This window comes from Arsukibacterium sp., assembly GCF_036735525.1.
In the GTDB taxonomy this organism is placed as follows: domain Bacteria; phylum Pseudomonadota; class Gammaproteobacteria; order Enterobacterales; family Alteromonadaceae; genus Alishewanella.
This window is the reverse complement of sequence record NZ_DAINOE010000009.1, coordinates 1-19,424: the sequence shown is the minus strand read 5'-3', so window position 1 is coordinate 19,424 and position 19,424 is coordinate 1. Positions and strand designations below refer to the sequence as shown.

Annotated in this window: 19 protein-coding genes; 16 read left to right on the top strand and 3 right to left on the bottom strand. The window is 49.4% G+C overall.

Annotation, left to right across the window (positions count from 1 at the left end):
• Positions 1-297: 297 nt before the first annotated feature.
• Positions 298-4,044 carry a S8 family serine peptidase gene (locus tag V7D78_RS03100; RefSeq protein WP_333607007.1) on the top strand — a complete coding sequence of 1,249 codons (3,747 nt, stop codon included), beginning with the start codon at positions 298-300 and terminating at the stop codon, positions 4,042-4,044.
• 127 nt (positions 4,045-4,171) lie between these two features.
• Here the strand turns inward: V7D78_RS03100 and hslO are convergent, their stop codons facing one another.
• Positions 4,172-5,017, bottom strand: a complete 846-nt coding sequence (hslO, locus tag V7D78_RS03095) for an Hsp33 family molecular chaperone HslO (RefSeq protein WP_333606965.1) — start codon at positions 5,015-5,017, stop codon at positions 4,172-4,174.
• Positions 5,018-5,026: 9 nt separating this feature from the next.
• A complete protein-coding gene (hslR, locus tag V7D78_RS03090) occupies positions 5,027-5,428 on the bottom strand; it encodes a ribosome-associated heat shock protein Hsp15 (RefSeq protein ID WP_333606964.1) in 402 nt (133 codons plus the stop codon).
• Positions 5,429-5,599: 171 nt separating this feature from the next.
• On the opposite strand from hslR, the gene gspC reads away from it, so the two are divergent.
• From gspC to V7D78_RS03030, 12 genes are read left to right on the top strand one after another with little or no spacing between them, the layout of a single operon-like run.
• A complete protein-coding gene (gspC, locus tag V7D78_RS03085; protein WP_333606963.1) occupies positions 5,600-6,565 on the top strand; it encodes a type II secretion system protein GspC in 966 nt (321 codons plus the stop codon).
• Positions 6,566-6,592: 27 nt separating this feature from the next.
• A complete protein-coding gene (gene gspD, locus V7D78_RS03080; RefSeq protein ID WP_333606962.1) occupies positions 6,593-8,680 on the top strand; it encodes a type II secretion system secretin GspD in 2,088 nt (695 codons plus the stop codon).
• Positions 8,680-10,191 carry a type II secretion system ATPase GspE gene (gene gspE / locus V7D78_RS03075; protein WP_333606961.1) on the top strand — a complete coding sequence of 504 codons (1,512 nt, stop codon included), beginning with the start codon at positions 8,680-8,682 and terminating at the stop codon, positions 10,189-10,191. Before gspD ends, gspE begins: the two co-directional genes overlap by 1 nt.
• On the top strand, positions 10,191-11,411 hold the full coding sequence (gene gspF, locus V7D78_RS03070) for a type II secretion system inner membrane protein GspF (protein WP_333606960.1): 1,221 nt from the start codon (positions 10,191-10,193) through the stop codon (positions 11,409-11,411). The genes gspE and gspF overlap by 1 nt, the downstream gene beginning before the upstream one ends.
• A gap of 1 nt (position 11,412) precedes the next feature.
• Positions 11,413-11,853: a type II secretion system major pseudopilin GspG gene (gene gspG / locus V7D78_RS03065; RefSeq protein WP_333606959.1), complete on the top strand. Its 441-nt coding sequence runs from the start codon at positions 11,413-11,415 to the stop codon at positions 11,851-11,853.
• On the top strand, positions 11,853-12,446 hold the full coding sequence (gspH, locus tag V7D78_RS03060) for a type II secretion system minor pseudopilin GspH (RefSeq protein WP_333606958.1): 594 nt from the start codon (positions 11,853-11,855) through the stop codon (positions 12,444-12,446). Before gspG ends, gspH begins: the two co-directional genes overlap by 1 nt.
• Entirely contained in the window at positions 12,443-12,826 is a 384-nt protein-coding gene (gene gspI / locus V7D78_RS03055) for a type II secretion system minor pseudopilin GspI (RefSeq protein ID WP_333606957.1), read from the top strand. Before gspH ends, gspI begins: the two co-directional genes overlap by 4 nt.
• Entirely contained in the window at positions 12,819-13,436 is a 618-nt protein-coding gene (gene gspJ, locus V7D78_RS03050; protein ID WP_333606956.1) for a type II secretion system minor pseudopilin GspJ, read from the top strand. The genes gspI and gspJ overlap by 8 nt, the downstream gene beginning before the upstream one ends.
• Complete coding sequence (gene gspK / locus V7D78_RS03045; protein WP_333606955.1) at positions 13,436-14,455, top strand: type II secretion system minor pseudopilin GspK; 1,020 nt, start codon at positions 13,436-13,438, stop codon at positions 14,453-14,455. The genes gspJ and gspK overlap by 1 nt, the downstream gene beginning before the upstream one ends.
• The gene (gene gspL / locus V7D78_RS03040; RefSeq protein WP_333606954.1) at positions 14,452-15,648 is read left to right on the top strand and encodes a type II secretion system protein GspL; all 1,197 of its coding nucleotides are present in this window, start codon (positions 14,452-14,454) and stop codon (positions 15,646-15,648) included. The genes gspK and gspL overlap by 4 nt, the downstream gene beginning before the upstream one ends.
• The gene (locus V7D78_RS03035; RefSeq protein ID WP_333606953.1) at positions 15,645-16,115 is read left to right on the top strand and encodes a type II secretion system protein M; all 471 of its coding nucleotides are present in this window, start codon (positions 15,645-15,647) and stop codon (positions 16,113-16,115) included. The genes gspL and V7D78_RS03035 overlap by 4 nt, the downstream gene beginning before the upstream one ends.
• Before the next feature lies 1 nt (position 16,116).
• On the top strand, positions 16,117-16,866 hold the full coding sequence (locus V7D78_RS03030; RefSeq protein WP_333607006.1) for a type II secretion system protein N: 750 nt from the start codon (positions 16,117-16,119) through the stop codon (positions 16,864-16,866).
• On the opposite strand, the gene yrfG is transcribed toward V7D78_RS03030, so the two are convergent.
• On the bottom strand, positions 16,863-17,531 hold the full coding sequence (yrfG, locus tag V7D78_RS03025) for a GMP/IMP nucleotidase (RefSeq protein ID WP_333606952.1): 669 nt from the start codon (positions 17,529-17,531) through the stop codon (positions 16,863-16,865). The genes V7D78_RS03030 and yrfG overlap by 4 nt on opposite strands.
• Positions 17,532-17,591: 60 nt before the next feature.
• Here yrfG and nudE point away from each other — a divergent pair, with 60 nt between their 5' ends.
• The 3 genes from nudE to V7D78_RS03010 form a co-directional block, all read left to right on the top strand.
• Positions 17,592-18,179, top strand: coding sequence for an ADP compounds hydrolase NudE (gene nudE, locus V7D78_RS03020; protein ID WP_333606951.1), 588 nt, complete (start codon positions 17,592-17,594; stop codon positions 18,177-18,179).
• Positions 18,157-18,987, top strand: coding sequence for a 3'(2'),5'-bisphosphate nucleotidase CysQ (gene cysQ, locus V7D78_RS03015; protein WP_333606950.1), 831 nt, complete (start codon positions 18,157-18,159; stop codon positions 18,985-18,987). The genes nudE and cysQ overlap by 23 nt, the downstream gene beginning before the upstream one ends.
• 213 nt (positions 18,988-19,200) lie before the next feature.
• Positions 19,201-19,424 (top strand): phosphoenolpyruvate carboxykinase (ATP) (locus V7D78_RS03010; protein ID WP_333606949.1); only part of this gene is annotated, 224 nt, incomplete at its 3' end.

Sequence of the window (19,424 nt, the reverse complement as noted above, 5' to 3'; positions counted from 1 at the left end):
ACAATTTATCTTATTGCTGACAAATTAAATGTATTAATATGATAAAAATCAATGTTACATACGCCCTGTTTTATGATAAACCATAGGTAAGGCGATGTTACATCGCTGCAATGCTTTTTATTGCATTTATATCTAAAAAATTCGCATCTCCACCTGCTAAGCATAAATTGCATTCTCATTTTTGCTAGGCCAGTGTGTCGGGAGCAATACAAAAGCAAAGGCTACTTTTGCGGGTAGCTTAATAGCTGAAAAATTTAAAACAATAAAGTTGTGTAAAGGAGTATTACCTTGGTGAACATGAAAAAAGCCCTATTGGCAACGGCAGTCAGCCTTGCTATCTCTGGCACTGCACATGCCAGTTTTGAACAATATCGCGCTGGCTTTGGCCAAAGCGTGCACGAAGTGCTTGGCAATGTTACTGTCAGTGTTGATCAACAGGAACAAGCTCCAGGCGCATGGTTTGTGCTGCTACACGCCCCCTCTGCCGGTGCTGCGTTGTTAGCCACTGGCTTTGACCAACAATTGGCGCAGCAAAATGTACTGCAGGCTGAAGAAGCTCAGTTACAAGTAACTGCTGCACTTCAATTATTAGATGCCGATGCAGAAATTCTAACCACGACTAAGAATCTTGCCGCTGGCTTAGTCGTAAATGCCTCACCTGAGGCTTTACACGCATTACAAAATAATCCTTTGGTTGCTGCAATAATGCCACTGTATGACAGCGAATTACATGTTGCAGACAGTGCGGCTTATATCAGAGCAGTTGACACTGTACAATCTGGTAAAGCGACTGGTGAAGGCGTACGTGTTGCCATATTAGACTCAGGTATTGATTATACCCATGGTATATTGGGTGGCCCAGGTACCGTTGAAGCATATAATGCCGCTTTAAGTGATCAAGTTAATGCGCCTGCCTGGCCAGTGGGGCAGGTTATAGGTGGTTATGATTTCTTAAGAAACGATCCTAACCCTCTTGATGATATCCGCCTTGCTGGTGCTGGTCATGGTACTTCTGTTGCGCATTCAGTTTCAGGCATAGCACCGGATGTATCGTTTTACGCCTACCAGGTATGTACTAATACATGCCCCGGATTGGCTCAGGTCCGTGCATTAGAGGCGTCAATGGACCCTAATGGCGATGGCAATTTAGCTGATCGGGTTGATATTGTTAATATGTCGTTAGGTGGCCAGTTTGGTTCAACGCAAACGCAATCAGGTACCCAATTTTTAATTCAGCGCGCTGCTGAGTTGGGTGTCAATATGGTGATTTCTGCAGGTAACGACGGTAATGTGCCGTTCCGTGTTGGTGGGCCTAGTACAACACCTAATGCGTTATCTGTAGGTGCGATGACCCACCCTACTGTTGAAGTAGGCATGTTTGACAGTGCTGAAATTGAAGGTGAAACAGTGGCAATGGTCGCCGCGGCCTTTAACCCATCGTTCAATTTTGCTTTTAATTCGGCCGATACACCACTGGTACTGATACCGGGCGACTACACAGCTTGTGCAGCGTTGCCAGAAGATGTCGATTTAACAGGTAAAGCGGTATTAGTATCACGCGGTGTCTGTGCGTTTTCACAAAAAGTGTTAGTCGCCCAGGCGCGTGGTGCAGCCTTCGTTATTATTGCTAACATCAACCCAGGTGAAGCGCCAATAGTGGCTGGTGGCGATGGTACTGGGGTCACTATCCCATCCGTTATGATCACTAAAGAAGTCGGGGATGCTATTCGTGCTATGTTGCTGGATGATGAGGTTGTCAGCTATGACATCGTATCCGCAGCAAAATCGGGCGCGGGCGCGGTTGCGAACTTTACTTCACGTGGTCCATCAATGAGTGGGTTATTAAAACCTGAAATTACTGCACCAGGCGTGTCTATTCAGGTTGCTCGTGTTGGCACAGGCACTAATAAAGCGCCTGTAAATGGTACTTCTTTCTCAGGCCCAATTACCGCTGGTGCTGCTGCACTGGTGCGTGGTGCCTTACCTGATCGTAATGCGTTTGAAGTAAAAGCGACCATGATGAATACGGCAAATATGACCGTTTATCGTGAACCTATAGCTATTAATCCTGATACTGCACTGGCACCCATTAGCATGATCGGTGCGGGTTTAGTTGATGTAGAAAAAGCGGTTAACAGCCCGGTTGCAGCATGGGTTTACAGTGCTGAACACGATACTCGTCAAGCCGCGTTGTCTTTTGGTTTGCAAACCCTGTCAGAAACCAGCAGCATGACTAAGACAGTGACGCTGAAAAACTTCAGCAATGCCGCCAAGACGTATAACCTGAGAATTGCTGATCGCTTTGCTGATAAAACCGCCACTGGTGCCTTAACCTGGCAGCATCCTGCTACAGTGACAGTTCAGCCTGGTCAGACAATCAACTTTAATGTCACTGTTACTGTTGATCCGGCCAAGTTGCCTGAGTTCAACCTGTCAAATGGCGTAACCTGGTCACCGTTAATGGCGGCCGCACAAATGGATATGTCTGAGTTTGACGGTGCGTTAATCTTCAATGATACCAGCACTGCGTCTAATCATGACTTACACCTGGTTTACCATTTTATTCCTAAAGCGGCCGGTAAGTTGGGGCTGAGTGGTGAGATGGTGAATAACCAAGTTGTCACTAAACTGACCAACACGGGTGTGATTGATGTGGAGCCGTTTGCTTCTGCATTAGTCGCAGCTTCTCCGGTTAACCCGGCATTGGAACCTATGCATGATATTCGTGCAGTAACAATGGATATCGCAGAAGCACCATGGTGTGCGGCAGGTTATGCGTTATACCCAACTTTCCACCTGGAAGGCGGTCTCAACCACTTGTTACAAGGTAACTATTCAGTAGATTTAGATATCAATAATGATGGCGTATATAATTTCACTATGAATACGTTATTAGTTACACGCTTGGGCCCAACTTATGCTGCTTTCCCGGGTGTCATGGTGTCATTCAATACTATTTTCGGTACAACATCGGGTGCCTTGGGTGACGTCTATCATTATGCTGGCGGTAAGCAAGTTACGTTGGAGTCATGCTTTAATAGCGTTGGCTTAACAGCAGCAGACATTGGTCGCACCATTAACGCCCGTTTCCGTACCAGCTCTGATAGCTTCTCGTTAACCGCCAGCTTTATTGCTGATCAAGTGACCACTCCGTTGACAATTGATTTCTCACCGGAGATCAGTTTGTCCAGTGAGCCTATGGGCATGCCAACAACCGGCATTAATAGCACTACTGCAGATGAAGAAGATACTAGCGTAGAGGTATTGGCGCCAGGTCAATCGGCATATGTGGTTCGTGACACGGCTGATACTCGCAGCTTTGTAATGATGTCTGGTCAGGCTGAAGCAGTAGCAATAGCCAACCTGGCTGCACCTATGGCACAGCCGGTAGTAGCTGCAGGTCAGATGCTGAGTGTGAATGAAAACACCGCTAATGGTACTGTCATTGGCCAGCTGTCTGCCACCGCTGATTTCCGTACGGTGATTACAGAGTTTGTTACCCTGGCCAGCACGTCTGGCGCCATAGTATTAAATACTGATGGCTCAGTGGTAGTGGCTAACTCAGCTGCACTGGACTATGAAGCTGGTATGACCGAAGTCCGGATGGAAGTCGCCGCGTTGGATGCGTCTGGCAATATGTCGGCTCCACAGCAAGTGGTAGTGAAGGTTAATAATGTTGCTGATGAGACTCCTACTCTGACCGTTGTAGTTGTTAACAGAGTTGCTGCGGGTACAGTTGCGGGAACAGTAGTGGGTTCTGTTAACGTTGAAATTAACGAAGCTAATGCTACGTTAAGCAGCGTTAGCACTAACAACACGCTGTTTGCCATCAATGGTAATAACATTGTGATGACCCGGACTGCAACACGTGGCGATGGCCGTGCACATAACGTGATCGTAACCGCACGTGACAGTGCTGGTCTACAAGCGACACAAGCGGTGACCATCATCGTCGACGCCCCATCAAGCGGTGGTAGTACTGGCTTGCTTGGCCTGTTGTTATTACCTCTGGTGTTATTACGTCGCCGTTTTATGGCTAAGTAATACTTAACCTGCATTAATCTGCAGCTTAAATAACAAAACGCCCTGCTAATGCAGGGCGTTTTTTCTTGCAGAGGCATTACATCATGCCAGCGCTCAACTATAGCTTCGCGCCCTAAGAACCATTAGATTAAAGCCGAGCGACTATTTGTGTTAAATCATCGGCGTTAAACTGATACACCTTATTGCAGTACTCACAAGTAATGTCGAGCTGGCCGCTATCGATATGCTCTGAGATCACTTCTTTGCCCAAGCTGACAATGGCATTTTCACATTTTTGCCAGGAGCAGCCGCAAAAAAAACTGACCGGCTGAGTCGGAAACACTTCCACTTGTTGTTCATGGTACAAACGATATAGCAACTGCTCAGCAGGCAGCTGCAGTAGCTCGTCTTTAGTCAGTGTGTTGGTTAGCACCACCAAGTCATCAAAATCCAGCTTGGCTTTGGCCGGATCTACCGGTAATACTTGCAATAACATACCGCCGGCAATGGTGTTGTCTTGCACATCTGTGTGTAAATACAGCCGGGTGGGTAATTGCTCTGATTGTGTAAAATAGGCTTCCAGTGTCTCGGTCAGGCTGTCGCCGGCCAGTGGAATGATGCCCTGATAACGCTCGCCTTGCTCGGGGCTAATCGTCACCAGTAAATAGCCCTCGCCAATTAACTGCCGGAAGCTGTCACCCTGTAACTCGGATTGCAGTCGGACTACGCCACGAAACTGTTGTTTATGGTTGCCATTGACCGCAGCAAAGCGCACAGGTCCATCGCCTTGCAACTGAACAGCGATTTCGCCTTCAAATTTTAAGGTAGCGGTGAGCAGGCTGGTTGCCACCACTAATTCGGCCAGCAGTTGTTTTACCGCCAATGGATAATCATGGTTTTGCAGCATCTGCTGCAGGCTGTCAGACAGGTGTAACCACTGGCCGCGTACCTGCTTATCAGAAAAAATAAAGCGTAATAATGTATCTGAAGTCATGTTCTTCTCTTACTGCTTAGATTTAAGTAACAGCAGCTGTCGCCGCTCTTTTTTGTCGGGTTTGCTGTCTGGGTGCGGTGCAAATAAACTATTGGTCTTGCGCAGTTCTGCGCGCAGTTGCCGTTGCTTTATACTGTCTTCGGTTTCCAGATACAGCTGTTGTGCCAAGGGGGCGGCCAGACGCTTTTCGGTTAAACCCAGCACTTGCACTATCTTATCATCAACACCCTGAGTAAGTTTTATTGTAGCGCCAATTTCTACCTGGCGGCTGGGCTTGCATCGCTGGCCGTTGTATTGCACCTTGCCGCCTTCCACCATCTCTTTGGCCAGGCCCCGGGTTTTATAAAAACGACAACCCCAAAGCCATTTATCCAAGCGGATTGCCGTCGGCGCTGTTTTGGCTTCTGACATACTGGCTCCATGTTATAAGCGAGGGATAAGCATTATAGTGCCAAAAGTGTGTTTTTACTTACACTAATACAGTTTTTTAAGGTTAGCATTTTGTAAAAACAGTCTCAGGGTCTTGTTGCTGGCGCGACAACTGAGTAAGATGAGGCTCGATTTGCTGTAAGACAAACTGTAATGAATTTATCTGCATCGATGCCAGTTTTAATGCAACAACTGCAGCGCCTGCCGCTGCAGCGTATCCGGCCGTTTTTACAACTGGGACTGGTACTGCTGCTGGCGTATATTCTGGCCCGTTTAAGCTGGCAGTTATGGCCGCAACCTACCGCCAATGTGCTGAGCCCTATTGTTAGTCATTCCGGTCAGCAACAGAGCTCACCCGGCCGCGTTGATCTGGCCTCGTTACAAAGCTTTGCCTTATTTGGCAAACCACAAGCCGAACCTGTAGCAAAAGCTGTGGTTGCGGTAGTGGCTGATGCCCCAAAGACCAACCTTAATGTTAAACTCACCGGAGTTGTTGCGGTATTGGCAGAGCCACAACGAGGCAGTGCCATTATTGAAAACCGCGGTACCGAAGCGACTTATGCTGTGGATGATACCATTGAAGGTACTAATGCTATTTTAAAGCAAGTCATGGAAGATCGGGTGTTGCTGCAAGTTGCCGGTCGTTTTGAAACGCTGATGCTGGATGGCGTAGAGTTTACTCGTATTGCCCAGGCCAATGCCGGTTTAGGCCGCGAAGATAATATTGATGACAATAGTATGCAGGACATGCAACCGGAGCAGGGCCAGTTAATTCAGTCGCCAGAACCCATGGACGTCAGTGATGATGTCGATTTACAAGTCAGCCGTGAAGAAATTATGGCTGAGCCAATGAAATTTTTTGACTATGTCAGAGTCTCACCTCAACATCGCAATGGCCAGTTGGTTGGTTACCGGCTGATGCCGGGACGCGATCCGGCGTTGTTTAATCGCCTGGGGTTGCAGCAAAATGATCTGGCGGTAGAAATTAACGGTATTGCGCTGAATGATATGCAACAAGCAATGAATGTGATTAGTGCACTACGGGATGCCAGCGAGGCGTCAATTAAAGTAGAACGGGATGGCGAAGTCAGAGATATTCTGTTTAGTCTGTCGCAGTAAATAACAATAATTAATTGGTTAATTCGTATGATGTTACGCCATATCTTGCGCACTAAGCGCCACACCCTTGCCAGCTTATTGGCTGCTGCTTTATTGAGTTTTGCGGTAGTCGCCGATAGCGAGGTGCAATATTCGCCTAATTTTAAAGGCACCGATATTAATGAGTTTATTAATATTGTCGGCATGAACCTGAAGAAAACCATTATTGTTGATCCTCAGGTGCGCGGTCGCATTAATGTGCGTAGCTATGAAATGCTTAACGAAGAGCAGTACTACCAGTTCTTTTTAAACGTACTGGAAGTCTATAGCTTTGCTGTGGTGGAAATGGAAAGCGGTATCCTCAAGGTGGTGCGTAACAAGGATGCCAAAACCTCTAACATCCCAGTAGTAGGTGATGATGCCCCTGGTGTTGGCGATGAAATGGTGACCCGGGTAGTTCAGGTGCGCAACGTGTCGGTGCGTGAGCTGGCGCCGTTATTGCGTCAATTCAGTAATCAGGCGGGCGGCGGCCATGTGGTGAACTATGACCCGTCCAACGTTATTATGATGACCGGACCGGCTGCCGTGGTAAACCGCCTGGTCGACATTATTCAGCGCGTAGATAAAGCCGGCGACCAGGAGCTGGAAATTTTGAAGTTAAATTTTGCCTCTGCCGGTGAAATAGTGCGTATTCTGGAAAATATCTACCGAGGTCAGGGCCGCGCAGAGCAACCGGATTTTCTGGTGCCGAAAATTGTTGCCGATGAACGCACCAACAGCGTCATTGTCAGTGGTGAGCTGCAAGCGCGGCAACGCGTGATAGAACTGGCCAAACGGTTGGATGCAGAGCTGCAAAGTAGTGGCAACACCCGGGTGTTTTACCTGAAATATGCCAAGGCTGATGAGCTGGTGCCGGTATTAAAAGGGGTTAGTGAGTCGATAGTGGCAGAAGTTCAAGGTGGCCAGGCGGCGGGTGCTCAGGGTGCGCGTCGGGCACCGGGCAGCCGGGCCATCAGCATTGAAGCCCATGCCGATAGTAACTCGCTGGTGATTACTGCGCAGCCGGATATGATGCGCTCACTGGAAGATGTGGTGCGCCAACTGGACATTCGCCGCGCCCAGGTATTGGTAGAGGCTATTATTGTCGAAGTATTTGAAGGCGATGGCACCGACTTTGGCGTGCAGTGGATTAATGCCAATGCCGGCGGCACTAACTTTACCGGTGGTAATACCATACCAATCATTAATGTTGCCGCTGGTGCGGTGCAGGCATCACAAATTACCAAAGGCACTGAGCAAACGGTGGCTAACCCCAGTGGGGGCTCAACCACTACCCGCACACCAGATTCTAACCGTGATTACTCTGGGCTGGCGACTGCACTAAGTGGTTTAAACGGCGCTATGTTAGGATTTGTACGCGGTGATTGGGCTGCTATCTTGCAGGCCGCACGTACTAGCAGTAATTCAAACGTGTTAGCCACACCGCACATTACCACTATGGATAACCAGGAAGCCTTTTTCCTGGTCGGTCAGGAAGTACCGGTGATTACCGGCTCTACTACCGGCTCTAATAATACTAATCCGTTCCAGCAGGTGCAGCGCCAGGAAGTGGGCATTAAATTAAAAGTGACGCCGCAAATTAATGAAGGCAATGCGGTGCAATTGGTGATAGAGCAGGAAGTCTCCAGTATTGGTGGCGCCACAGCGGTGGATATCACCATTAATAAGCGTGAAATTAAAACCACTGTTATGGCTGACGACGGCGCGACCATAGTACTGGGTGGCTTAATTGATGAAGATATTCAGGAAAGTGAGTCTAAAGTGCCGCTGCTCGGTGACATACCGGTGTTGGGCCATCTGTTTAAATCGACCAGCGTCACTAAGCGCAAGCGTAACCTGATGGTCTTTATTAAAGCCACCATAGTGCGTGATGGCTCGGCCATTAACGGCATTAGTATGCAAAAATACAACTATATCCGCGCTGAGCAAATTAAGCGTGATGAAGAAGGTATCCGCTTAATGCCACTGAGCCGTCAGGCCGTATTACCTGAGTGGGATGACAGCCTGATATTGCCGCCAACCTTTGAACAGTTTATGCAGCAAGATGAGCCAAGCAACAAAGGGAAGCAAGACTGATGTCAGAGCTGAGCAGCGAACAAGAGATCCGGCCGGTCAGTGCCCGTATCCGGCTGCCATTCGGTTTTGCCAAACGGCATGGCGTGATGCTGCAGCAGCAAAGCGATGGCTGGTTATTGTATGTGCAACCAGCCACTATGCCGCAGTCGGTGTTAGAAGTGCGGCGCTTACTGGCTGAGCCTTTTAGCATCCGTAAGTTGAATGCGCAGGAGTTTGAAACCTTACTTGAGGCGTCTTATCAGCGTGACTCCAGTGAAGCCCAGCAACTGATGGAAGACATTGGTAATGAGGTGAACCTGGCGTCTTTAGCGGAAGATATTCAGGAGACTGAAGATCTGCTGGAAAACGAAGACGATGCGCCCATTATCAAGCTGATTAATGCCATGTTGGGCGAAGCCATTAAGCTCGGCGCTTCCGATATCCATATTGAAACCTTCGAAAAAGCATTAATTATCCGTTTTCGGGTGGACGGTTTGTTGCGTGAAGTGCTCAGGCCCAACCGGCGCTTATCCAGTTTACTGGTATCCCGTATTAAAGTGATGTCTAAAATGGACATTGCTGAAAAACGGGTGCCGCAAGATGGCCGCATCAGTTTGCGGATTGCCGGCCGGGCGGTGGATGTGCGGGTATCGACCATGCCATCCAGCCATGGCGAGCGGGTGGTGCTGCGCTTACTGGATAAAAACAATTCACACCTGAACCTGGCCGATTTGGGCATGACCTTAGGCGTGCAACAGGCCTTTTCGAAACTGATTTTAAAACCGCACGGTATTATTCTGGTAACAGGCCCGACTGGCTCGGGTAAAAGTACTACCTTGTATGCTGGCCTGACCGAAATAAATACCAAAGATCGCAATATATTAACGGTAGAAGACCCAATCGAGTATGAGCTGGAAGGCATAGGCCAGACCCAGGTGAATACCAAGGTTAATATGACCTTTGCCCGTGGTTTAAGGGCGATATTACGGCAAGACCCTGATGTAGTGATGGTGGGTGAAATCCGTGATCTGGAAACAGCACAGATTGCCGTACAAGCCAGTTTGACCGGCCACTTAGTGTTATCTACGCTGCACACCAATACCGCTTCTGGCGCAATAACGCGCTTAGAAGACATGGGTGTTGAAGCCTTTTTACTCTCATCCAGCTTGCTGGGCGTGTTGGCGCAACGCTTGGTACGTACCTTGTGTCCGCACTGTAAAGAAGCGCACGAGCCGGATAAAGAAGAACGGCATTTACTGGGCATCAGCAAAAAGGATGGTCAAGTGATTTACCGGGCTGTCGGCTGTGAGCAGTGTAATATGACTGGCTATCGTGGCCGTACCGGTATTCATGAGCTGTTGCTGGTGGATGATCAGGTGCGTGAGATGATTCACAACGGCAAAGGTGAGCAGGCTATCGAGAAATACGTGCGCGCCTTTAGCCCCAGCATCCGGGCGGATGGCTTTAGCAAAGTATTAACCGGTGCCACTACCCTGGAAGAAGTACTGCGGGTGACCCGCGAGGATCTGTAATGGCCGCCTTTGAATATCAGGCTCTGGATAGCAGAGGCAAAAAGAATAAGGGCGTGCTGGAAGCAGACAATGCCCGCCATGCCCGGCAGATATTGCGCGAGCAAAAACTGACCCCATTGAGTGTCGATTTAGCCTCACAGCAGGAAAAACTGTTGGCGTCCGGCAAGCAGTGGTTTAACCGTTCTATTTCTGCGGGTGAACTGGCGTTGATCACCCGGCAGCTGGCGACCCTGGTTGAAGCGGCACTGCCGATTGAAAGTGCTTTACTGGCGGTGGCCGAGCAGTGTGAAAAACCGCGGCTGCAAAATATGATGATGGCAGTGCGCTCTAAAGTGGTCGAAGGCTACAGTCTGGCAGAGGGCCTGGCCGAGTTTCCGCATGTGTTTGATCATTTGTTCCGATCTATGGTGGCGGCAGGTGAGAAATCTGGTCATCTGGATTCGGTATTAAACCGGCTGGCAGATTACACAGAACAGCGGCAGCATATGCGTAACCAGATCATGATGGCGTCTATTTATCCTGTGGTGATGCTGGTGATCGCCCTGGCAGTAGTGGCTATTTTGCTGGCCTTTGTGGTACCGAAAATTACCGAGCAATTTATTCACATGGGGCAGCAATTACCCTTTTTAACCCTGGCCATTATTGCCAGTAGCGACTTTATCCAACGTTATGGCTTGATGTTAGTGTTGCTGATTATGTTGCTGCTGGTTGTCGTGCAAAAGTTGCTGCAAAACCCGCAACGGCGTCTGGCCTATGATAAAAAGTTGCTGCAGCTGCCAGTGATCGGCCGTATCAGTAAAGGGGTCAATACTGCACGTTTTGCCAGAACACTGGCGATTATGAATGCCAGTGGCGTGCCTTTATTAGAAGGGATGCGCATCAGTGGCGAAGTGCTGGGTAATAGCCATATGAAAGTCGCGGTTGCAGATGCCTCGGCCAGGGTGCGTGAAGGGACCTCATTGCGCAATGCACTGGAGCAAACCAAATTGTTCCCGCCAATGATGCTGCATATGATTGCCAGCGGTGAAAAAAGCGGGCAACTGGACGCCATGCTGGAGCGGGCAGCGAATTCACTCGATAAAGAATTTGAAACGACGATAACGGTTTCCATGGAAATTTTTAAGCCGGCTATTGTCATCATTTTAGCAGTATTAGTGCTATTGATAGTGTTATCAATTTTGTTGCCGATACTGGAACTTAACAATATGGTAGGGGGATAAGATGAACAGACAACAGCAGCAGGGCTTTACTCTGCTAGAAGTAATGGTAGTAATAGTGATCCTCGGTATCATTGCCAGTATGGTCGTGCCAAACCTGATGGGTAATCAGGAAGCCGCCGCGAAGCAAAAAGTGCAGGTCGATATTCAGCAACTGGAAAGTGCATTGGATATGTATTATTTGCGCAACAGCTTTTACCCGACCACTGAGCAAGGCTTAGAGGCACTGGTTAATGCCCCAGCCAGCCAGCCGGTGCCACGGGTCTATCCTGATGGTGGTTTTATCCGTCGCTTGCCAAAAGATCCCTGGGGTGAAGATTACATTCTGGTCAGTCCTGGCCAGTTTGGCCGTGTTGATATTTACAGTAAAGGGCCGGATCGGGTAGCGGGTACTGATGATGATATCGGTAACTGGGATTTAGACAAGGAAGCGGGCAACCGCTAATGCAACGTCGGGTGCCAGGCTGCCGGCATCAGGCCGCCTTTACCTTACTGGAAATAATGCTGGTCATTCTGATGATTGGCTTATTGTCGACTATGGTGTTGCTGACCTTTGGTGCTGATACCCCACAGCAAAAACTGGAAAAAGAAGCTGATCGTTTTCAGCAACTGTTTCAGTACGTGTCCGAAACGGCCATGCTGCAACAGCAGGAATGGGGCCTGTACCTGCAAGCCGATGGTTATGGTTTTTTGTATTATCGTGACGACAAATGGCAGCTGGCTGAGCACCCAGACGGAGTGCGTCCACATCAGTTACCGGAACCTATAGTGTTGCATCTGGAGCTGGAGGGGTTGCCTGGTGAAGAGTTGAACTTGTTAAGTCAGCTCGACTGGCAGCTGGAAGATGATGATGCGCAGCAACAGGATGATAAAGACAAGGTGCCGGCTTTGCCCCAGGTGTTTATTTTATCGTCTGGTGAAATCAGCCCGTTTCGTCTGAGTTTTATTTATAAAGAGGGTTTTGAGCCGCAACAGATTATTGTCGGCACGGATTTCTCCATACCGCTAAGCCGTTTTGAGCCGGACAACCGCCAATGAAGCAGCGTTTAGCTTATTCTGCCGGTTTCACCTTACTGGAAATTTTGCTGGCACTGGCCATTTTTGCCACGGCAGGAGTGGCTATTATGCAAGCCAGTGGTGGCCATATCAGAGCTATTAGCCAGTTAGAAGAGCAAACTATTGCCGCCATCATTGCCAACAATCAATTGCAACAGGCGCTGATCAGTAAACAATGGCCGCCACGTGAACTTGAGCAAGGTGAAGTCAGCATGGCAAACCGTGACTGGTTGTGGCAATTAAAAGCCAGTACCGTGCCCGATGCCGATTTGCGCCAATTACAGTTAGAGGTGCGCCTGGCTGAGCAGCCCGATGTGCTGGTCTATCAACTGGTGACCTTTGTGGGGCGGCCCAGTGGTTAAACATAGCGGTTATACGTTTTTAGAAATGCTGGTCGCCACCGCCATTTTTGCCATGGTGGGTATGGCGTCAGTGGGTTTATTGCAGAGTGTCACCAATAGTGATGCCTTATCACAGCAGCGCAGCCTGCACTTGCAACAATTGCAGCGCACTATGCTGATGCTGGAACGGGATCTAATGCAAATCAGCGCCCGTCACGTGCGGATAGATGGTGATGCCCCACAAAAATACCGTTTAGTGGGTGAGCGTTTTTTATTAAATTCAGAAGATCATGGTATCAGTTTTAGCCGTGATGGGTGGCGCAATCCCGGCTGGGTGTTACCACGCAGTGAGTTGCAATTAGTGGCTTACCGGTTGCAAGAAGGGCAGTTGCAACGTTTATACACAATTTACGTAGATGCAGTAACCGGCAGTGAGCCGCTGGTACAGGTGCTGCAAGAGCAACTGAGTGAATTTGAGATAAGTTATTTGCAGGATGGCCAGTGGCAAGAGCGCTGGCAAGACAGCCTGTTACCGGAAGCGGTTAAAGTACGGTTGTTGCATGAGAGCTTTGGTGAGCTGGAGCGGATTTTTGTATTACCTGATGCATTAACTGCTGCGGGAGGTCGTTAATGGCGAGGGTACAACCGTTGTCAGGCATAGCCTGTGCAGCAAAAAAGCAAAAAGGTGCTGCGCTGATCACCGTGTTATTTGTGATGATGATTGTGATGGTGCTGGCCGTTAATATGAGTGGTCGCTTGCAGTTGCAAATACAACGCCAAAGTAATCAGGTACAGCAACAACAGGCATTCTGGTATGCAATGGGCGCCGAAGCCTTCGCCAGAGTGTTACTGTCCCGTACCTTAGCGGGTGAAGAAACAGTGCATCTTGGGCAGGACTGGGCGCAGCAAGGTGCCAGTTTTCCGGTCGACAATGGCACTATTGCCGGCGATATTAGCGATTTACAGGCGTGTTTTAACCTGAATGCCTTGCAGCAGGCGGGTGAACAAACTAGCGGTAATCAGCAACAAAGCGTGGCACAGCGTAGTTTTCAAAGATTATTAGAGTTGGCTGTACCTGAGTTAAGTATGCCACCTGATTACCTGACGGCGCGCATTGCTGACTGGCTGGATGAAGACAGCCTGCTACAGCACCCCGGTAGTGCTGAGCAGGACGATTATGCGTCCTTGCTGTTTCCTTATTACAGCGCTAACACCTTAATGGCATCATTGTCTGAACTAAGGGTCATTTATCAGTTAACGGTAGCAGATTTTCAACTGTTAGTGCCCTATGTCTGCGTGATACCGGAGCAGGATAAGCTGCAATTAAATGTCAACACCTTGGATGAACAAACAGCCGTATTATTAGCCGCACTGATCCCAGAGCTGACTGCCGATGCCGCTGCTGATATAGTGGCCAGCCGGCCTGAACAGGGTTTTGCCAATTTAGAAGAGTTTTTTGCCAGCAGTAGTCTGGTTGATATCACTATTACAGACGACGTAAAAAGTTTGCTGACGGTAAAATCGTCCTATTTTAAACTGCAGGCAACGGGCGCTTATCTGGATGCCGGTTTCGTGCTAACGTCGATTTTTAAACGAGAAGAAGATAATCGGATCAGGGTATTGGCCCGGCGATTTGGAGGCCAGGGGTGAGTGAACAAATAATAATCCGTTTGGGCAGTCAGGCTCAATCAGCGATCAGCTGGCTGGTGTACTCGGCCCACAATCAGGAAATCATTGCCAGCGGCGATATTAATAACAGTGACGACTTGCCGGCATTGGCCGAGCGGCTGGGCAATCGGCCGGTTATTGCCCTGGTACCGGCCTCTGATGTGACTTTAAAACGTGTGGCGTTGCCGGCAAAACCCAACCGGCAATTACTACAAGCCTTGCCCTATATGCTGGAAGACGAGCAGGCTGAGGATATTGATTTGCTGTTTTTGGCCTATGGTCAGTTAGAGCAACAAGACGGTCAGTATTTTCAGCAAGTGGCCGTGTGCCAGCGTCAGCGGCTGGAAAGCTGGTTAGCGTGGTTGCAGCAAGCCGGCTTTAGTGTGCAGCGCCTAGTGCCTGATGCCTTGTTATTGCCCGCCGCTACAGTGCCAGCTTGTATTTTACTGCAACAACAATGGTTACTGCGGCTGGACCAGTGGCAAGCTACTGCAGTAGATGAAGCTTGGTGGCCGGAATATCTGGCGCTGGCGGCCTTGCCACAGCTAACCAGTTACAGCCCCTGGCCCGACAGCATTATGCAGCCATGCCAGCAAGCCGAACCTGAGTTACCGCTGGCGTTATTAGCCGCACAATTACCGCATACTGATTTTAACTTGCTGCAAGGAAGCTATGCGCCGAAGCGGCAACAAAATAAACTGTGGCAGCAATGGCGCAGTACTGCCGCTTTAGCCCTAAGTTGCCTGGTGTGTTATTTGCTGTATGTTGGCGCCGAAGTCTGGCAGCAGCGGCAGCAGCTGGCGGCCTTGCAACAACAAGGTCGCGATCTCTACCTGCAAGCCTTTCCAAACGAATCAGTGGTGAATCTGTCACGGCAAATCCAGCTAAAAGTACAAGCGCAGGGCGGCGGCGCTGAGCAACCACAGTTTTTGGCGCTGCTGGCGGTACTGCAGCAGCAGTTGGGTACTATACCGGATGTGCGACTGGATAATTTGCGCTTTGGCATGGTAAACAACAGGGCTGAGCTGCGCTTTCAGGCCAATGCCGCGGGTTTTCAAAGCTTTGAGCGGTTAAAAACTGCCTTAGAGCAAGCCGGTTATACCGTAGAGCAGGGCGCATTAAGTAATGATGGTGCCAGAGTACAAGGGCCTGTCACTATGCGGAGTAAAGTATGAAACAGCAATTTTTAAGCTGGTGGTATGGCCTGGCCAGCCGTGAGCAACGCTTATTGTTGTGGGCCGGGGTTGTGGTAGTGCTGGGCATGTTTTATTGGCTGGTTTGGCAACCATTACATCAAAGCCGCGCCAACAATGAGCTGGCGCTGCAACAAGCACAGCGCCAGTTAATGCAATTACAGCAACTTATTCCGCAAATCCAGCAGGCCAATGCCGGAAGCGCCCGTGTGGGTGGTAGTCTGGCGCAAATCGTCAGTAACAGTGCCCGTAGTCATGGTATCAGGGTCAGTCGCATGCAGCCGCAAAACGAGCAGCTGCAGCTGGTACTGGATGATGTAGCCTTTGAGCAACTGTTAAGCTGGTTGTATCAGCTGCAGTATCAAAATGCCGTTAAGCTGATTAACCTGGATCTGAGTAATACCGACAAAAGCGGTATAGTGCGGGTCAGACGGATGGTAATTGAGTAGTATGTTGAAATCGTTGAAGTTAATATTTATTGGCTTGGTCAGTTACCTGGTATTTATGCTGCTGTTAGCGCCGGCCAGTTTTTGGTTGCGCTGGGTGGAATTGCCGCCGGCTGTGCAGTTAGGGCCGGTAACAGGCAGCATCTGGCAGGGTGAAATCAGCCAGTTGCGTTATCAGCAGCTGAGTTTTGAGCGCGTGCGCTGGCAGCTCAGCGGCTGGGCTTTGTGGCGCGGTCAGCTGAAGCTGCAATTGCACAGTGGTAGTTTACAGCAAACTGCCCTGCCTTATGTTCAGGCTAATATCCGCTATGGTTTGTCAGGGGTGACTTTAACAGATAGCCTGTTGCGGCTGCCGGTAAATAGCCTGGTGCCGCTGTTACAGCTACCCTTGCCGGTGGCTGCTGCAGGCGAACTGGTGGTGGATATCCAGCGTTTTGTGCAACAAGATAACGGCTGTGCTGAGTTACAGGGTGCGGCCAGCTGGAATAATGCACAGCTGCAACCGCCTACCGGTACCTGGCTGCAATTAGAGGCGATCCATGCCCGTTTAAGTTGCCAGCAGGGACAACCCTTGCTGGTAACCGATCCGGCTAACCCACTGGGGCTGGCGATAGATGCGACAGTGAATACTGCAGGAGTGCTCAGTGTCGATGGCACTTTACAGCCGGCAGCTAATTTACCGGCCGAGGTGCATCAGGCTATGCAGTTTGTTGGCCAGCCGGATGCCAATGGGCGTTACCGCATTCGTTTTTAACGCGGCTTTACAATATCTGCTAATAACACCTGATAGTCGGTAATGGCCGGAAACTCGGTGATGTCACGGCTTTGTAACTGGCTATCCGGGTTGGCAATCGCCAGCAAATGGCGGATGCCAAAATCACGGGCGGCCTGCAAAATCGGCAGGCTGTCATCGACAAACAAGGTCCGGTTATTATCAAAACCCAATCTTAACTGCAGTTTTTGCCATAGCGCCCAGCTTTCTTTAGTGACCCCAAATTCATGGGTAGAGATCAGCTCAGAAATATATTTGGCTAAATCGGTGCGTTCCAGTTTTAACGATAAGCTATCGGGGTGGGCATTGGTGACCAGTACTATATTGCGGCCGCTGTTTTTTAAAGCGGTTAAAAAGGCTGGTACATCATCACGCATACGTATTTTATCCATCACCTCGCGTTTTAACTCGGTAATAGGCAGCTGCAGCCGCTCGCCCCAATAATCCAAACAATACCACTGCAACTTGCCATTCAGTTGCTGATATTCGGCCATCAGTTGTTGTCTGGCTTGCTGCTCGGAGATGCCGGAAATATCCGCCCAGCGTTTGGGCAAATGCTGTTGCCAGAAATAATTATCAAAATGCAAATCCAGCAAGGTGCCATCCATGTCCAGCAATACAGTGTCAATTTCTGCCCAGTGCAGCATAGGTTTTTCCTGTTAATCGTTCTATAGTAGCCATCAGTTAAGCTTAACAGAGAGCAGGGTATGACGCAGCGGCAAAGTGATAAACAAAAGCCGGAAATTCTGGCTCAGCAAATCGTGGCACAAAGCCGTTTGTTTAAAATTGAGCAACTGGAATTACAGTTTAGTAATGGCGAGCTGCGCACCTATGAGCGGATGCGTGGCAGTGGTCGTGGTGCGGTAATGATTGTTGCCTTACCTGATCCACAGCATATGTATCTGGTACGAGAGTACAGTGCCGGTACCCATGATTATCAGTTAGGCTTTCCCAAGGGCTTAATTGACCCGGGTGAAGATATCCTCACTGCAGCGAATCGTGAATTAAAAGAAGAGATTGGCTATGGTGCCCGGCGTTTTGTCAGCTTGAAGTCGCTGGCGTTAGCACCCGGCTATTTTAATGCTACAATGCATATAGTGCTGGCGCTGGATTTATACCCCGAGCGATTAACCGGAGATGAGCCAGAGCCCCTTGAGGTGGTAACCTGGTCGCGCCAGCAAACCACTGAATTATTACAACAAGCCGATTTTACCGAAGCCAGGAGCGTTGCCGCCCTGTTGTTAGCGCAGCAATATTTGGAAGCCAACCCGGATGTTTTTGAGCAACCTGCTTGAACCAGTTAAACACAGTGCCCGTGAGGCCGGCCACATTTTATGGCAGCTGTATCAAAGCGGCGACTATGCGGCTGAACAGAAGTCAGATGATAGCCCTGTTACCTCGGCCGATCTTGCCGCCAATCGCAGTATCATCCACCGACTGACTGAGTTAACGCCGGATATCCCGATAATTTCTGAAGAAAGCACCTTGGTGCCCTTGTCACAAAGAGCCAATTGGCCACGTTACTGGCTGATAGATCCGATGGACGGTACCCAGGAATTTGTTGCCCGCAGTGGCGATTTTGCCGTTAGTATTGCCTTGGTAGAGCATGGCTGGCCGGCGCTGGGCGTCATTTATTGGCCGAAAGAAGATATTTTATACTACGCCACCCGGGGCCATGGTGCCTTTAAGCAGCAACGAAATCTGATAAACCGCATGCGGGTGCATCAACATCTGCAGGGCGAGACACTGCGTATTGCCATCAGCCGTCGGCAACCCCTGCAACCTATTTCTGAACTGCTCAGTCATAGCCAACCGGTAGAATACATAGCCCTTGGTAGCTGTTCACTTAAAAGCTGTATGGTGGCAGAAGGTAAAGCCGATTGCTATTTGCGCTTAGGCCCTACCGGTGAATGGGATACCGGTGCTGTGCACATTATTGTTGAGGAGGCGGGTGGCAAAATTCTCGACAGCCAGTTTGCACCGCTCAGTTATAATCAGCGCGAAACGCTGGCTAACCCTGATTTTATGGTGATTGGTCAGGCGGAATTACCCTGGTCTGAGTTAATTCAGGCTAAAGCCACCCGCCGCAGCCTGGGCTCATAATTACGCATTTTTTCTGCATAGCTTTGCTATAAGCCGCGTCTGCCATGGTTTATAGCGATGATAGGCAAAATCTCAACTATCTTTTATGCTGAAAAAACGCTATGATGCCTGGACGTTTTTGCACAAAAAATCGTCATTGTGCCAAAGACAACATAATGATTAAGTCCGCTAGAGACTGCACCCTTACCTACAGTACCCTTAGGAGTCTACAACATGTCCGATCTGGATCTGGGCCAATACGGCATCACAGATGTCACGGAAGTAATTTATAACCCTTCGTATGATCTGTTGTTTGCTGAGGAAACGCGCAGCGATTTAGTGGGTTATGAAAAAGGCATCGTCACTGAACTTGGCGCTGTATCAGTGGATACCGGTATCTTTACCGGCCGCTCGCCTAAAGACAAATACATAGTACGGGATGACAGCACCCGCGATAC

What these genes read in the sequence shown, in the direction of transcription:
- gspG (WP_333606959.1), top strand. Translation starts at nt 11,413, where the DNA reads ATGAACAGACAACAGCAGCAGGGCTTTACTCTGCTAGAAGTAATGGTA.
- gspD (WP_333606962.1), top strand. Translation starts at nt 6,593, where the DNA reads ATGATGTTACGCCATATCTTGCGCACTAAGCGCCACACCCTTGCCAGC.
- gspC (WP_333606963.1), top strand. Translation starts at nt 5,600, where the DNA reads ATGAATTTATCTGCATCGATGCCAGTTTTAATGCAACAACTGCAGCGC.
- nudE (WP_333606951.1), top strand. Translation starts at nt 17,592, where the DNA reads ATGACGCAGCGGCAAAGTGATAAACAAAAGCCGGAAATTCTGGCTCAG.
- hslR (WP_333606964.1), bottom strand. Translation starts at nt 5,428, where the DNA reads ATGTCAGAAGCCAAAACAGCGCCGACGGCAATCCGCTTGGATAAATGG.
- V7D78_RS03035 (WP_333606953.1), top strand. Translation starts at nt 15,645, where the DNA reads ATGAAACAGCAATTTTTAAGCTGGTGGTATGGCCTGGCCAGCCGTGAG.
- cysQ (WP_333606950.1), top strand. Translation starts at nt 18,157, where the DNA reads ATGTTTTTGAGCAACCTGCTTGAACCAGTTAAACACAGTGCCCGTGAG.
- gspH (WP_333606958.1), top strand. Translation starts at nt 11,853, where the DNA reads ATGCAACGTCGGGTGCCAGGCTGCCGGCATCAGGCCGCCTTTACCTTA.
- V7D78_RS03030 (WP_333607006.1), top strand. Translation starts at nt 16,117, where the DNA reads ATGTTGAAATCGTTGAAGTTAATATTTATTGGCTTGGTCAGTTACCTG.
- hslO (WP_333606965.1), bottom strand. Translation starts at nt 5,017, where the DNA reads ATGACTTCAGATACATTATTACGCTTTATTTTTTCTGATAAGCAGGTA.
- gspK (WP_333606955.1), top strand. Translation starts at nt 13,436, where the DNA reads ATGGCGAGGGTACAACCGTTGTCAGGCATAGCCTGTGCAGCAAAAAAG.
- gspE (WP_333606961.1), top strand. Translation starts at nt 8,680, where the DNA reads ATGTCAGAGCTGAGCAGCGAACAAGAGATCCGGCCGGTCAGTGCCCGT.
- yrfG (WP_333606952.1), bottom strand. Translation starts at nt 17,531, where the DNA reads ATGCTGCACTGGGCAGAAATTGACACTGTATTGCTGGACATGGATGGC.
- gspF (WP_333606960.1), top strand. Translation starts at nt 10,191, where the DNA reads ATGGCCGCCTTTGAATATCAGGCTCTGGATAGCAGAGGCAAAAAGAAT.
- gspI (WP_333606957.1), top strand. Translation starts at nt 12,443, where the DNA reads ATGAAGCAGCGTTTAGCTTATTCTGCCGGTTTCACCTTACTGGAAATT.
- V7D78_RS03100 (WP_333607007.1), top strand. Translation starts at nt 298, where the DNA reads ATGAAAAAAGCCCTATTGGCAACGGCAGTCAGCCTTGCTATCTCTGGC.